Annotated in this window: 9 protein-coding genes and 1 pseudogene; 8 read left to right on the top strand and 2 right to left on the bottom strand. The window is 71.9% G+C overall.

Features of this window, described 5'->3' with window-relative positions; translation table 11 throughout:
- Nucleotides 1–45: 45 nt before the first annotated feature.
- Nucleotides 46–1,497 (top strand): hypothetical protein, encoded by a 1,452-nt coding sequence (locus ACIOEW_RS25575; protein WP_401966202.1) that lies wholly within the window; start codon nt 46–48, stop codon nt 1,495–1,497.
- Nucleotides 1,498–1,542: 45 nt separating this feature from the next.
- On the opposite strand, the gene ACIOEW_RS25570 is transcribed toward ACIOEW_RS25575, so the two are convergent.
- Nucleotides 1,543–2,484 carry a LysR family transcriptional regulator gene (locus ACIOEW_RS25570; RefSeq protein ID WP_362544549.1) on the bottom strand — a complete coding sequence of 314 codons (942 nt, stop codon included), beginning with the start codon at nt 2,482–2,484 and terminating at the stop codon, nt 1,543–1,545.
- Nucleotides 2,485–2,580: 96 nt separating this feature from the next.
- Between ACIOEW_RS25570 and mdlC the strand changes: the two genes are divergently transcribed.
- From mdlC to ACIOEW_RS25555, 3 genes are read left to right on the top strand one after another with little or no spacing between them, the layout of a single operon-like run.
- On the top strand, nt 2,581–4,161 hold the full coding sequence (mdlC, locus tag ACIOEW_RS25565; protein WP_401966200.1) for a benzoylformate decarboxylase: 1,581 nt from the start codon (nt 2,581–2,583) through the stop codon (nt 4,159–4,161).
- Between the two features lie 42 nt (nt 4,162–4,203).
- A complete protein-coding gene (locus ACIOEW_RS25560) occupies nt 4,204–5,658 on the top strand; it encodes a benzaldehyde dehydrogenase (protein ID WP_401966198.1) in 1,455 nt (484 codons plus the stop codon).
- Between the two features lie 34 nt (nt 5,659–5,692).
- Nucleotides 5,693–6,937: an aromatic acid/H+ symport family MFS transporter gene (locus tag ACIOEW_RS25555; protein ID WP_362544557.1), complete on the top strand. Its 1,245-nt coding sequence runs from the start codon at nt 5,693–5,695 to the stop codon at nt 6,935–6,937.
- A gap of 121 nt (nt 6,938–7,058) precedes the next feature.
- Here the strand turns inward: ACIOEW_RS25555 and ACIOEW_RS25550 are convergent, their stop codons facing one another.
- On the bottom strand, nt 7,059–7,991 hold the full coding sequence (locus ACIOEW_RS25550; protein ID WP_401966197.1) for an aminoglycoside phosphotransferase family protein: 933 nt from the start codon (nt 7,989–7,991) through the stop codon (nt 7,059–7,061).
- A gap of 169 nt (nt 7,992–8,160) precedes the next feature.
- Here ACIOEW_RS25550 and ACIOEW_RS25545 point away from each other — a divergent pair, with 169 nt between their 5' ends.
- The 4 genes and pseudogenes from ACIOEW_RS25545 to ACIOEW_RS25530 form a co-directional block, all read left to right on the top strand.
- Nucleotides 8,161–9,558 carry a hypothetical protein gene (locus tag ACIOEW_RS25545; RefSeq protein ID WP_401966194.1) on the top strand — a complete coding sequence of 466 codons (1,398 nt, stop codon included), beginning with the start codon at nt 8,161–8,163 and terminating at the stop codon, nt 9,556–9,558.
- Nucleotides 9,559–9,699: 141 nt separating this feature from the next.
- Nucleotides 9,700–10,953 carry an AAA family ATPase gene (locus ACIOEW_RS25540; RefSeq protein ID WP_401966193.1) on the top strand — a complete coding sequence of 418 codons (1,254 nt, stop codon included), beginning with the start codon at nt 9,700–9,702 and terminating at the stop codon, nt 10,951–10,953.
- Entirely contained in the window at nt 10,950–12,191 is a 1,242-nt protein-coding gene (locus ACIOEW_RS25535) for a VWA-like domain-containing protein (protein ID WP_401966192.1), read from the top strand. The genes ACIOEW_RS25540 and ACIOEW_RS25535 overlap by 4 nt, the downstream gene beginning before the upstream one ends.
- A gap of 123 nt (nt 12,192–12,314) precedes the next feature.
- A pseudogene (locus ACIOEW_RS25530) lies at nt 12,315–12,416 on the top strand (IS481 family transposase); the annotation flags it as partial.
- Between the last annotated feature and the right edge of the window lie 364 nt (nt 12,417–12,780).

The raw sequence follows: 12,780 nt of genomic DNA, 5'->3' as shown, positions 1-12,780 counted from the left end.
GGCCGTACGGCGATTCCTGGCGCCCGGCCCTTAGGATTCGGCCGTATGACCGACCGCTTCCTCGAACTTCTGCGCACCCGCACCGAACTGGCCGATGCGGCCGCATTCCCCTTCAACTTCGACGTGAGCCGGGCGGATCACGTAGAGGACGTGCACCTGGCGTCCGGTGCGCAGTTGGTGCCGATCGCAGGTGACGACACCGGCGGCACGTTCTTTCTCTCGGGGGGAACGGCTGTCCTGTACGCCTCGTCCGAAGGGGACGCCGTGCTGATCGCCGACAGCGTGGGCGAGGCACTGGAGATGCAGATCCGGCTGCCCGAGTGGTGCGAGAACCTCACCGCCGAGCTGGACGAGGAAGCGATGCGCGCCGCTGTGCGCGCGTCCGACAACGAGGCGCGTGAGGAGTACGCGCCCGAACTGGACGCACAGCGGGCGGCGTTGATCACCGGTCTGGGCCTTCCGGAGCGGCCGCTGACCGAACTCTTCGCGATGACGGAGTCGGCCGCCGGGCGCACCGAGCCGGACCACCTCCTGCTCAACTCCGCGGAGCTGTGCGCGTACCGGCTGGACGAGTCCTACCGTATGTGCCTGCGTGACGTCGTCCTCGGACCGGGGCGGGAGGAGCTGGAGCGGATGCGCGCCGGCGATCTCGGCGCACGGGAGGAGGCGGCGGCGGACCCCGTGCTGCGGGCCGGGGCGCTGAGGGCGGCACAGTTCGACCGCCGCGACGGCGATCTGCCGCTGCTGCGGCTGCTGTTGGAGGCCGAATGCGCCGTGCGGACCGAGCGGTTCGAGGAGCGGCAGCTGGCCGCGGTGCTGGTTGCCGCGTACGGGCAGGACGAGGACGTCGCCCTGCTCAGGTCGGCCACGTCCGGGCTGTTCACCGACCGGGTCGGAGCCGTCGAGTGGGCCGGAGCCGAGGAGGCGCGGCGGCACGGACGGGACATCGGGGCCGAGAGCGAGTTCACCTGGGTCGAACTCGCCCACCGGCAGGGCCGGGTCGAGCACGCCCGGGTCGCACTCATCCGCATGCTGGACGACACGGGCCCGGACGCGGGCCGGCTCCGGAAGCTGAGCCGCGCGCTGGAGAGCATCGGCGATCACGCACAGGCGGCCCGCGCCCAGTTCAACCTGCTCTCGCTCCAGGACTCGGCACGCGACCGCGCCTCGGAGGCGTACGTCCTCGCCCGCCTGGAGCGCGGCAAGGGCGACCTCGCGGCAGCCGGGCGGGCGCTGGAGAGGGCGCGCACGGCAGTCGGCCTCGGCGGTCCCGCACCCGACGAGGACGTGGCCGGATGGCACCGGCGAGGACTCGGCCGGCTGATCACGGAACAGCACCTGGAGCTGACACTTGCCGCGGCCGCGACCGGCGACGCGGCGCTCGCCCGCACGACGATGGCGCACGGAAAGGTCCTGCTGAAGACGATCGGAAAGGAGTCGGCGAAGGCGCTCAGCCCACTCTCCACACGGGCGAAATGGGCCGTGGCCGGGCTGTGACACATCGGGCTGTGACGCGCCGGGCCCCGATCCGCCGGACACGCCTCAGCGGCTGCCGTCGCTCCACGGCGGCAGTTGGGCCGGGCTCACCTGCTCGCCCAGGACCTCGGACATGAAGCGGACGAGCCATCGCTGTGCGGGGCTGCGCGACGACTCGAGCCGGGCGTAGAGGGCCACCTCGATCGGCTCCGTCTCGAACGGAAGCCGCACCAGGCGCACTCGGTGGGAAGCGGTGAACACCTCACCGACGTACTCGGGCACGATCGCGATCAGGTCCGTCTGCTCCAGGACGTACGGGAGTATGGACAGCCGGGTCACCTCCAGCGCCACCCGGTCCAACAGACCGTGCGACGCCAGGACCGCCCTCGGCGTGATGTGACCGCTGGGGCCGAACACCGTCGCATGGTGCTCCGCGGCGAGGTCCGTGAGTGAGATGGACTCTCCCTGGACGCGGGGGTGGCCGGCGGAGACCATGCCGACGTATCGCTCGCGGAAGAGCGGGATCCGCACGATCTGCTGCGGTGACAGCACCGGGGTGGCCACGAACGCGTCGAGGTCACCGCGGCGCAGCTGGCCCTCGGCCTCGGCCACGTCGAGCGGCCGGATCGTGAAGGACACCCCGGGTGCGCGCCTGCGTGCCGTCGCAAGGAGCCGGGGGAGGAGCGTCGCCTCGCCGAGGTCGGTGAGAGCGACGGTGAAGCGGCCGGGCATGCTCCCCGGATCGAAGTCCTCGGCCTGGCGCGCCGCGCCGTCGATCTCCGCGAGAGCGCGCCGCAGCGGTTCGTAGAGCCGGCGCGCGTCCGCGGTCGGGGCCAGCCCGCGCCCGGTGCGGCGGAAGAGCTCGTCGCCGAAGTGCCGGCGCAGCTTGCCCAGGCTGTAGCTGACCGTGGGCTGGGTGACGTGGAGGGTGTCGGCGGTCGCCGTGACGCTGCCGGTCTCGTACAGCAGCACGAAGACACGGGCCAGGTTGAGATCGAACTCCTTCATATAGATGGACTCTATATCGCAGCACGGAAACATCTATTGGTGCTCATGTCGCGGCCTCCCTAGCGTGTCGCACATCACCACCGGAAAGGAACGTCCGTGCCCTCCGTGCGCCGCATCTCCCATGAACTCCTGGAACGCCAGGGCCTCACCACGGTCTTCGGTAACCCGGGCTCCAACGAACTGCCCTTTCTGGCAGGCCTCCCCGAACAGTTCCGCTATGTCCTCGGGCTGCACGAGGGTGCCGTCGTCGGCATGGCCGACGGGTACGCCCAGGCGACAGGACGCCCGGTCCTCGTCAACCTGCACGCCGCCTCCGGCTCGGGGAACGCGATGGGTGCGCTCACCAACGCCGTGGCCTCCCGGACCCCGCTCGTAGTCGTGGCGGGCCAGCAGGTACGGCCCGCGGTGGGCCCGGAGGCCAACCTGGCCAGCGTCGACGCGCCGGCACTCATGAAGCCCCTCGTCGGCTGGGCCGCGGAACCGGCGTGCGCTCAGGACGTACCGCGCGCACTCGCCCAGGCGGTCTTCGAAGCCGAACTCCAGCGGCGGCCGACCTATCTCTCCGTCCCCTACGACGACTGGACCGCCGAAGCCGACGAGAACAGCCTCGCGGTGCTCGACCGGCGGGTCCACCGCGCCTCGACGCCCAGCGAGGAGCAGGGACGCCGCCTCGTCGACCAGGTCACCGCGGCCCGGCGTCCGGCGCTCGTCCTGGGCGGCGACATCGACTCCGCCGGCCTCCTCGACGACGCCGTCCGGCTGGCCGAACGCCTGGGCGGACCGGTGTGGGCGGCCCCCTCGCTCTTCCGGCTGCCCTTCCCCAACCGGCACCCGCTGTTCCGCGGGGTGCTGCCCGCCGGAATCGCCCCCGTCTCCGAGGCCTTCGAGGGCCACGACCTGGTACTCGTGCTCGGGGCGCCGGTGTTCCGCTACCACGAGTACCTGCCCGGCCGGTACCTGCCCGAAGGAACCCGGCTCGTCCAGGTCACCGACGACGCCTCGGCCGCCGCACGGGCGCCCATGGGGGAGGCCCTCGTCGCCGCGCCCGGAGCCGTCATCGACCTGCTGCTGAAAGCGCTCGACGCTCCGGCCACGCCCGCGGGCGCCTACCGGCCCGCGCCCGAGCCGCGCACCGGCGACGGGACGAAGCTGCACCCCGAGGAGGTGTTCGCCGCGCTGCGTGACGAGCAGCCCGAGGACACCGCGTACGTGGTCGAGTCGACTTCGACGAACTCCTCGTGGTGGCGCCAGATGGACCTGCGGCGCACGGGCTCCTACTACTTCCCGGCCGCCGGCGGGCTCGGCTTCGGCCTGCCCGGCGCGGTCGGGGTCGCGATGGCCCAGCCCGGCCGTCCCGTCGTCGGCGTCATCGGCGACGGGTCCGCCAACTACGGCATCACCGCCCTGTGGACCGCCGCCCAGCACCGGATCCCGCTGACCATCGTGCTGCTGCGCAACGGGACGTACGGCGCACTGCGGTGGTTCGGCGACCTGCTCGGCGTACCGGACGCCCCCGGCCTGGACATCCCGGGCCTGGACTTCACCCGGATCGCGGAGGGCTACGGCGTCCGGGCCCGCCACGTCCACGGCGCCGAGGAACTGCGCGCCGTTCTCGCCGAGAACCCGGAAGGACCGCGACTCATCCAGGTGGACACGGCGCTGACCACCCCCGCGTGACGCATGTGCGTATCACCCTCTCGTGAGAAGGAAGGCAGAAGCATGACAGTTCTGGACAACGGCGTCTGGAGCGGGAGGTTCCTCAGCGACGGCTGGCAGGACTCCTCTTCCGCGTATCCCGTGCTCGAACCGGCCACCGGACAACAGCTCGGCGTCGTCGGGGCAGCCACCGCCGACGACGTACGCAGGGCGGCGACCCGCGCCGCCGGGGCCCAGCGTGAATGGGCGGCGACCTCGCCGCAGCAGCGGGCGGCCGTCCTGCGCCGCGCGGGCGAGATATTCCGGGAGTGCGCCGACGAGGTCGGGGAGTGGCTGGTGCGGGAGGCCGGCTCCGTGCGGGCCAAGGCAAGGTTCGAGATCGAGCTCGCCGTGGGCGAATGCTTCGAGTGCGCCGGGCTGCCGACCCACCCCCAGGGCGAGGTGCTCACCTCCGAGGACGCCCGCTGGTCGTTCGCCCGTCGCCGCCCGGCGGGTGTCGTGAGCGTCATCGCCCCCTTCAACTTCCCGCTGATCCTGGGCCTGCGCTCGGTGGCACCCGCACTCGCCCTGGGCAACGCGGTGCTGCTCAAGCCGGACCCGCGCACCGCGGTGAGCGGCGGGGTCGTCATCGCGCGCGTCTTCGAGGAGGCCGGGCTGCCCGCGGGCGTGCTGCATCTGCTGCCCGGTGATGCCTCGGTCGGTCAGGCGGTCGTCGAGGCCCCGGAGGTCAGGGTCGTCTCCTTCACCGGCTCCACCCCGGTCGGACGTGCCATCGGTGAGCGCGCCGGGCGCCTGCTCAAGCGGGCCCACCTCGAACTGGGCGGAAACAACGCGCTGGTGGTCCTGCCCGGCGCCGATGTGGCGAAGGCGGCCTCCGCCGGCGCGTTCGGGTCCTACCTCCATCAGGGCCAGATCTGCATGACGACCGGCCGCCACATCGTGCACGAGTCGTTGCTGGAGGAGTACACCGCCGTCCTCGCCGCGAAGGCCAAGGCGCTTCCGGTAGGTGACCCCGCCCTGGAGGACGTGGCGCTCGGGCCGATCATCGACCGACGTCAGCTGGAACGGGTCCACGGCATCGTCACCGACAGCGTGGCAGCGGGCGCGCGCCTCGCCGCGGGCGGTGAGATCGCCGGAGCCGGATATCTCGCCACCGTACTGACCGGACTGACGCCGGACATGCCGGCCTGGCGTGAGGAGATCTTCGGCCCCGTGGCGCCCGTCATGGGCTTCTCGGACCTCGATGACGCCGCTCGGATCGTCAACGACTGCGAGTACGGGCTGTCCGTCGGCATCCTCGGGGACGTGGGCACGGCGATGAAGCTCGCCGACCGGATCGAATCCGGCAAGATCCACATCAACGAACAGACCGTCGGCGACGAACCCAACGCACCCTTCGGCGGGGTCAAGGCCTCCGGCACGGGGTCCCGGTTCGGTGGCGCCGCAGCGAACATCGAGGCCTTCACCGAGGGCCAGTGGGTCACCGTCCGCCCCGACATCGCCGACTACCCGTTCTGACTCCGGTCTCCTGACCTCGCTGAGGGGAATCCCCATGACATCCGTCATTTCGTCCGAAGCGCCGGACCGGGCCGGCAGAAGCAGCGCCTGGACGGTGGTCCTTTGCTGGATCACGGTCATGCTCGAGGGCTACGACCTAGTGGTCCTGGGCGCCATCATCCCGACCCTGCTCAAGACCCACCACCTCGGCATGACGGCGGGCGACGCGACCACCATCGCGACGCTCTCGCTCGTCGGCGTCGCCATCGGCGCGGTCTCCGTCGGCCCGCTCGCCGACCGGCTGGGGCGCCGCCGCCTGCTCATCGGCTCGGTGGTGCTGTTCTCGGTCTTCACCCTCGTCGTGCCGCTCGCCGACTCCGTAGGGATGTTCGCCGCGCTCCGTCTCATCGCCGGCCTGGGCCTGGGTGCCTGTATGCCGGTGTCTCTCACGATCATGGCCGAGCACATGCCTGCCGACCGCAGGGCGCGGGCCAGCACACTGACGATGACCGGCTATCACACCGGCGCGGTGATCACCTCGCTGCTGGCGCTCCAGGTCACCGACAACTGGAAGGTGCTCTTCTACATACTCGGCATCGCCGGCCTCGGTGTCGCCGTCATCCAGTGGTTCCGCCTCCCGGAGTCCGAGGCGTTCGTCCGGACCAGGGAGAAGGCCGGGCAGCGCGTCCCGTTCACCGAACTGCTGAAGCCCGCGTACCTGCGCGCGGGCATCGGGATCTGGGTGGCCTCCTTCATGGGCCTGCTGCTGGTCTACGGCCTCAACACCTGGCTGCCGAAGCTCATGAACGATGCCGGCTACCCCGTCCCCGCGGCCGTCACCCAACTCCTCGTGCTCAATGTCGGCGGTGTGGCCGGCCTGATCGTCGGCGGACTCGTCGCCGACCGGCGGGGCATCAAGGGCACCACTCTCGGCTGGTTCGGCGCGGCCGTGCTCATGCTGGCGTGCCTGAGCGTCAAGATGGACAGCGACCTCCTGCTCAACGTCGTCATCTTCTTCACCGGAGTGTTCGTCTTCTCGGCCCAGGTCCTGGTCTACGCCTACGTGACGAACTTCTACCCGGCAGACATCCGGAGCACCGCGCTCGGCTCCGCATCGGGCATCGGCCGCATCGGCTCGATCGTCGGCCCGTCGATAACCGGCGCCCTGGTCGCGTCCGGGATAGGCCATCCGTGGGGGTTCTACTTCTTCGCGGCGGTTGCGGTCCTCGGCTTCGTGGCGGTGCTGACCCTGCCACGTACCGCGCGCAGCCCCCGGGAGGAGTTGGGCACCGCCGCCTGACACATCCGGGACGAGACTCCGCCGTTCTGCGGCGGCACGGGCCTTCCGGGTTCCGTGCCGCCGCAGGATGGTGTCGTACGCGCCCCACGGCGGCCGCGGACATGCCGTGCGGTCAGGGCGGTCAGGTGACGTTCGTGAGCAACTCCGCCAATCTGTCCGCGAATTCGGTGAGCCAATCGCGTTGGGGGCCGCTGCGGGCTCTGCGGAACCCGTGCCGACGACCCCAGAACGCGGCTTGAACCGCATGAAGTTGTGCCCAGCGGCGGGTGCGCTCGCGGTCGAGCTCCGCGGCTTCCGTGAAGACGTCGAGTGTGCGGTTGGCGGCCCTGCGCAGGTCCTCCGCCCCGAGAAGTGACACCGCCCGGGACTTGAGCAGGGTGCCGCCGTCGTATGCGGGGTCCCCCACGTAGCCCTTGGGATCGACGGCCAGCCACGGCTCACGGCCGGCGCGCAGGATGTTCCTGGCGTGCAGGTCGCCGTGGATGAGGAAGTCCGGCTGGCTGCCACCCAGTTCGTGCGCCGTCGCCACGGCGGCGTCCAGCACATGGCGCGACAGCGAGTGGCGCAACTCCACGGCGTCCTTGCGCACCTGCTCCTCCCAGGCCCCGGCCTGCTCGCGCAGCCGGGGCAGACCGGGCGGGGCCGGCACGGCCAGCCTGCGGCTGATCAGCCCGGCCACCCGCACGACTTCGTCGTCGTCCTCGACCTCTCCGAGGTGCGACGTCCCCACCCGCTCCAGCAGCATCGCGAAGCGCTCACCGTCGCGCTCGTGCAGGCGTACGGCTCCGCGTCCGTCCCACGCCGCGAACGCGTCCGGCTCATGTACGTTGCCGGGGTGCGGGAACGACACCTTCAGTACGGCGTCGGCCGCGCCCCGCCGTCGCACCGGGACGACGAGGCCGACGCCTCCGTACATGACCTCGCCGTCCGGAACGCACTCCCAGCGACCGCACAACTCGTCGACGACGGAAGGCAGTCCGGCGATCCAGGCCGCTCCGGGCGCACCTTCACGCCCCACGGTGCCGCGCGCGAACGCCTCGGGGATCTCGACCATTCAGGCACCCTATGCGCTCGCCCCGCGCAGTGGCTGCCGCGGGCATCGAGGTGGGGAAGGGCCGGTCGAAAACACCTGGCGGGCACGAGGGCGGGCCGCTAGGCTGCCTCGCGATGACAACACACACTGCTCACAGATCGGGGGACCCGTCCGCGCAAGGTGAGTGCTGATGCTCACTGAGAACGCGAATCGGGACCCTTTCCTCTCCTTCTGGCTGCGCGTGCGCGAGTTCGCCGTGCCGCCCTCCATGATCCAGACCGCGACCGCCCGCCGCCGTGCCGGTGACTGGGCGGGGGCATGCGCTGCCGCGGGCATCGATGTCGATCTCCGACTGCGCTCGCTGGCTCGTACCCACGGCCGGGAACTCGCCGCCCGGGTACGGGCCGATCTGCGCCACCTGGTGCCGGATCTGTTGCGCTGGCACCTGCCGAGAATCGCTCCGCACGGGCTGCTGCGCCCGGGGCTGACGATCGCCCTGGCCCGGTACGACGCCGTGGATCCGGGCGCCCCTGATCACCCCGTGCACCTCGTGGTACGGACCCCGCCCGCCTGGGCCGACGCCGGCCAGCGGATCAGCCTCGCCCTGTGGGACGGAACCCGCTCCGAGGCGGGCGCCCGCCTCCATCCGCATCCCCGGCCCAGCCGGCGCTTCCGCCTGGACCTGCATCGCCACCTGTGGGACGCGCGCAGGACGGGCGAACTGCTCATCCGGTCCGGCGCCGAACGCCTGCCCGCCGAGGCGATGGACCCCGCCGTGTCGGACCGGGTGCCGCCGGGCCGCCGCTGTGCCCCTGGACGATGGGCTGCCGAGGCGGCCCTGCTGCTGGCGGCCGAGGGGCGGGCCGGCGGTACCTTCGTCGTGCGGTTCGGGGGCCGGCACCGGCTGCTCCTCGGACTGGACGCGGACGGCGACGGCCCGCCCGCACTGCGGATCGCGGAGGCGTCCGCGGATGCTGCCGGTTACGTGCTGCCGGTCCTTCCCGACGCCGCGATCTGGGCGCTGCCCGACCTGGAGCTCATCCGTAGCGGAGGGTTCGAGGCCGGCCGGCTGCACCCGCTGGTCGTCCAGGCGTTGATCCCGGAACATGTGCCGGCCGGACCCCCACCGACTCCCGACGCGGCCGGACAGCCGCGCCTCGTGGAATGCCGTGGAGCACGGCACCGGATCGGCCTGGTCGACGGGGCGCTCGCCCCACTCGACCACGACCCGGCCGAGCTCCGCCGCGAGGAACTCCTGGCCGCCCTGACCGGCACACCGATGCCTTGCCTCCAGGCCGTCGACGAGGCCCACCGCCGCCCGGACTGCCTCACGGGCGTACGTGAACGCCTGGACCACGGCGACATCGAAGGTGCGCTGGCCGTCGTCGAAGGCCTGCTGGGCCCCGGTGCGATCCTGCGCAGCGGCCCTCTGAGGGACGAGCTGGAGACCGCGGCGCTGCGGCGGATCGCCTACGGACTGTACCGGGCGGACCTCGCCGGGTCCGGGGCCCGCCACCCCCGTCCGGAATTCCGGCGCTCCCGGGACCGCCACCCGTACCGGCGCCCGTTTCACGCAACCTTCCGCTGACCCCGAAGGCCCGCGCACACGCAACCTTCCGCTGACTGCGAAGGCCCCCGCACCACGCGACCTTCCGCTGATCCGGGGGCCTTCGTCCCCGCGCTCGAAGCTCTGTTCACACTCGTACCGAGACCCCTCAGGTGACCACTCATGCCCACACGCACCCTGCCCGCCCCCACCCACGACCGGGCCCCGGTCTCCCAACTGGACGTCGCCGGCGAGCTGATGGCCCTCCTGTGCGACACCACCACCGAACCCCGCCCCGACACCCAGCTGGAGGCCCTCACCCTGGCCGTGGCCGCCGACCTGCCGGTACTCCTGTGGGGCGAGCCGGGGATCGGCAAGAGCGCCGCCCTCACCCAGCTGGCCGAGTCGCTGGAACTCCCGCTGACCACGGTCATCGCCAGCGTCCACGAGCCGTCCGACTTCTCGGGGCTGCCCATCGTCGGTGACGATCCCGCGGAGCAGGGTGTTCCGATGGCACCGCCGGACTGGGCGGTGCGCCTGGTGCGGGCAGGCCGCGGGCTGCTGTTCCTCGACGAACTGTCCACCGCCCCGCCCGCCGTGCAGGCCGCCCTGCTCCGTCTCGTACTGGAGCGCCGGATCGGCTCGCTCCGGCTCCCGCCCGGCGTACGCATCGTTGCCGCCGCCAACCCCCGTTCGTCGGCGGCGGACGGCTGGGAGCTCAGCCCGCCTCTGGCCAACCGGTTCGTGCACCTTCAGTGGGTCCACGACCACGACGTCGTGGTCCGCGGGCTCGGTGGCACGTGGCCGCGGGCGACCCTGCCGCGGCTCGCCCCCGAGAGGCTCGCGGAGGCTGTGGACTTCGCCCGCCGGGCGGTGTGCGGACTGCTCTCGGCGCGTCCCGCACTCGTCCACCGGCTGCCCAGCGGGGAGACGCGCCGGGGCGGGGCCTGGCCCTCGCCACGGAGCTGGGAGATGACGCTGCGTCTGATCGCCTTCGCGACCGCGGCCGACGCCTCGCGCGACGTGCTGTCCCTGCTGGTGAGGGGCGCGGTGGGCGACGGTCCGGGACTGGAGCTGCTGGCGAGCCTGGATCGGATGGACCTGCCGGATCCGGAGTCGTTGCTTGCCGACCCGGCCGGTGCCGACCTGCCCGAGCGGGGGGATCTGCGGCAGGCCGTGCTGGACGGCGTGGTGGCGGCGGTCCGTCGGAGTCCGGAGAAGTCCCGTTGGGACGCGGCGTGGGCTCTCCTGGTCCGGGCGCTGGAGACCGGGGCCCCGGATCTGGTCGTCGTCCCCGCGACGACACTCGCCACGCTCAGGCAGCAGGACTGGGACGTACCGGAGTCGATCGAGGCACTCGCCGGAGCGGTATCGCTCTCCCGGCGCGCCGAGCAGGCGGCGGCCCGCGCCACGGCCGCCACCAAGGCCCGCCGGTGACGCCGGGCGAACCGGGGGCACTGGACCTCGACAAGCTCTTCGCCGCCCGGCTGCAGGCGGCCCGGGCCCGGCCCTACCTGGCGACGGCGCTGTTCGCCCTGCACACCGTGGAGTCGCGGCGGGTGCCGACGATGGCCGTCGACCTGCACTGGCGGTGCTACGTCTCGCCGGGCTTCGTGGACCGGACACCGGTGGAGGAAATCGCCGGCGTATGGGTGCACGAGGTGTCGCACCTCCTGCGCGACCACCACGGGCGCAGCGACAGGTTCGCGCGGGAGCACGGGCTGACCGGTCCGGCGGAGCGGCTGCGGATGAACATCGCGGCCGACTGCGAGATCAATGACGACGTGTTCGGGGACGGTCTGGTCCAGCCGTCAGGTGCTGTCGAGCCCCGGGACCTGGACCTGCCCGAGGGGAAGCTCATGGAGGACTACCTGCGTCAGTTCCGGCTCGGGCCGCGTACGCAGGGCCTGGCCTGGCTGGACTGCGGCAGCGGTGCGGACGGGCTGGAACGGGAGTGGGACCTGGGGCCGGAGGGTGCCCACGGCCTCAGCGCGCAGGAACGGGACGCGGTGCGCTTCCGGGTGGCCCAGGGCATCATCGGCCGGCCGGGCAGCGCCTCGAAGGGTTGGCAGAGATGGGCGCAGGAGGCATTCCATCCGCCCCAGCCATGGCGGCAGTTGCTGGGAGCCGCGGTCCGTTCGGCGGTGTCGGGGCCGGGGGCGGGCGAGGACTACACGTACGGCCGCCCTGCCCGACGCTCGGCCGGGGTGCCCGGTGTCGTACTGCCCAGTCTGCGGCGCAGACCTCCCCGGGTGGCGGTGGTCGTCGACACGTCCGGCTCGGTCAGCGACACCGAACTGGGCAGTGCGTTGCTGGAGGTCGCCGCCATCTCCCGTGCCGTGGGCGGCCGGCGGGACCTGGTCACCGTGCTCTCGTGCGACGCGGCGACCCGGGTCGTGCACCCGCTGTGCCGTGCCGAGGGAATCCCGCTGGTCGGCGGCGGGGGCACGGACCTGCGCTCGGGCTTCACCAGGGCGCTCAGGTCGCAGCCCCGGCCCGATGTCATCGTGGCCCTCACCGACGGACAGACACCCTGGCCGAGCACACCGCCGCCGTGCCGGACGGTCGTGGGTCTCTTCGACCGGCCTCGCGCGGGGGGCTGGGACGAGGACGATCCCGACTACGTTCCGGATGAACCGCCCGTGTGGGCGCGCACGGTGGTCATCGGGACGTGAGCCCTAGGTGTTCTGTCGACGGAGGTTGGTGACAGCTATCACGGCGGGCGGATCTTGAACGAGTGAGGGCCTTCCGGGTTCGGTGTGGATTGCGACATCTACACGAACGATCAGAAGGCCCTCATGCCCCACCGCAATGCACCCCTGACCGAGGCCGGGCGTCTGCGTCTGGCCCGCTGCGTCGTCGTCGACGACTGGACCCTGCGCCGGGCCGCCGAGCGCTTCCTGTCCCGCATCCGGCGTCTGGGCTCGACGCGGGGGAAGCGGTGTCCGATCCGTAAGAAGAGTTCTTCCAGCCCGTGTTCCCACTCGGAGGCAGGCGCGTCATCGATCACGCGTGCGATGACTGTCCCCGCCGCTGTCACTACACACGGCGTGGTCATCCGTTCGCGGGACAGGCCGGGCGAACCCGCCCCTCACCCGGCACCATCCAGCTAAAAATCCCCACGCTCAAGCCGTTGACCAGGACATACACCGAAGTCTGGCTGGAGTACTAGTACTGCAACGGTCTTTGGTGTGACTGGTGGCCAGGTTGGTCGTTGGGCTGGTTATGGGTGGGGATCTCAGTGATGTGAAGCGGTGGGCGGCG

This window comes from Streptomyces sp. NPDC087901 (assembly GCF_044742205.1).
Lineage (GTDB): Bacteria > Actinomycetota > Actinomycetes > Streptomycetales > Streptomycetaceae > Streptomyces.
The sequence above is the reverse complement of the archived record's forward strand: the minus strand, read 5'-3'. Positions and strand labels throughout refer to the sequence as shown.

Bases quoted from the DNA above. Each gene is read 5' to 3' on its own strand.
- ACIOEW_RS25575 (WP_401966202.1), top strand. From the start codon at position 46: ATGACCGACCGCTTCCTCGAACTTCTGCGCACCCGCACCGAACTGGCC.
- ACIOEW_RS25570 (WP_362544549.1), bottom strand. From the start codon at position 2,484: ATGAAGGAGTTCGATCTCAACCTGGCCCGTGTCTTCGTGCTGCTGTAC.
- ACIOEW_RS25560 (WP_401966198.1), top strand. From the start codon at position 4,204: ATGACAGTTCTGGACAACGGCGTCTGGAGCGGGAGGTTCCTCAGCGAC.
- ACIOEW_RS25555 (WP_362544557.1), top strand. From the start codon at position 5,693: ATGACATCCGTCATTTCGTCCGAAGCGCCGGACCGGGCCGGCAGAAGC.
- ACIOEW_RS25550 (WP_401966197.1), bottom strand. From the start codon at position 7,991: ATGGTCGAGATCCCCGAGGCGTTCGCGCGCGGCACCGTGGGGCGTGAA.
- ACIOEW_RS25545 (WP_401966194.1), top strand. From the start codon at position 8,161: ATGCTCACTGAGAACGCGAATCGGGACCCTTTCCTCTCCTTCTGGCTG.
- ACIOEW_RS25540 (WP_401966193.1), top strand. From the start codon at position 9,700: ATGCCCACACGCACCCTGCCCGCCCCCACCCACGACCGGGCCCCGGTC.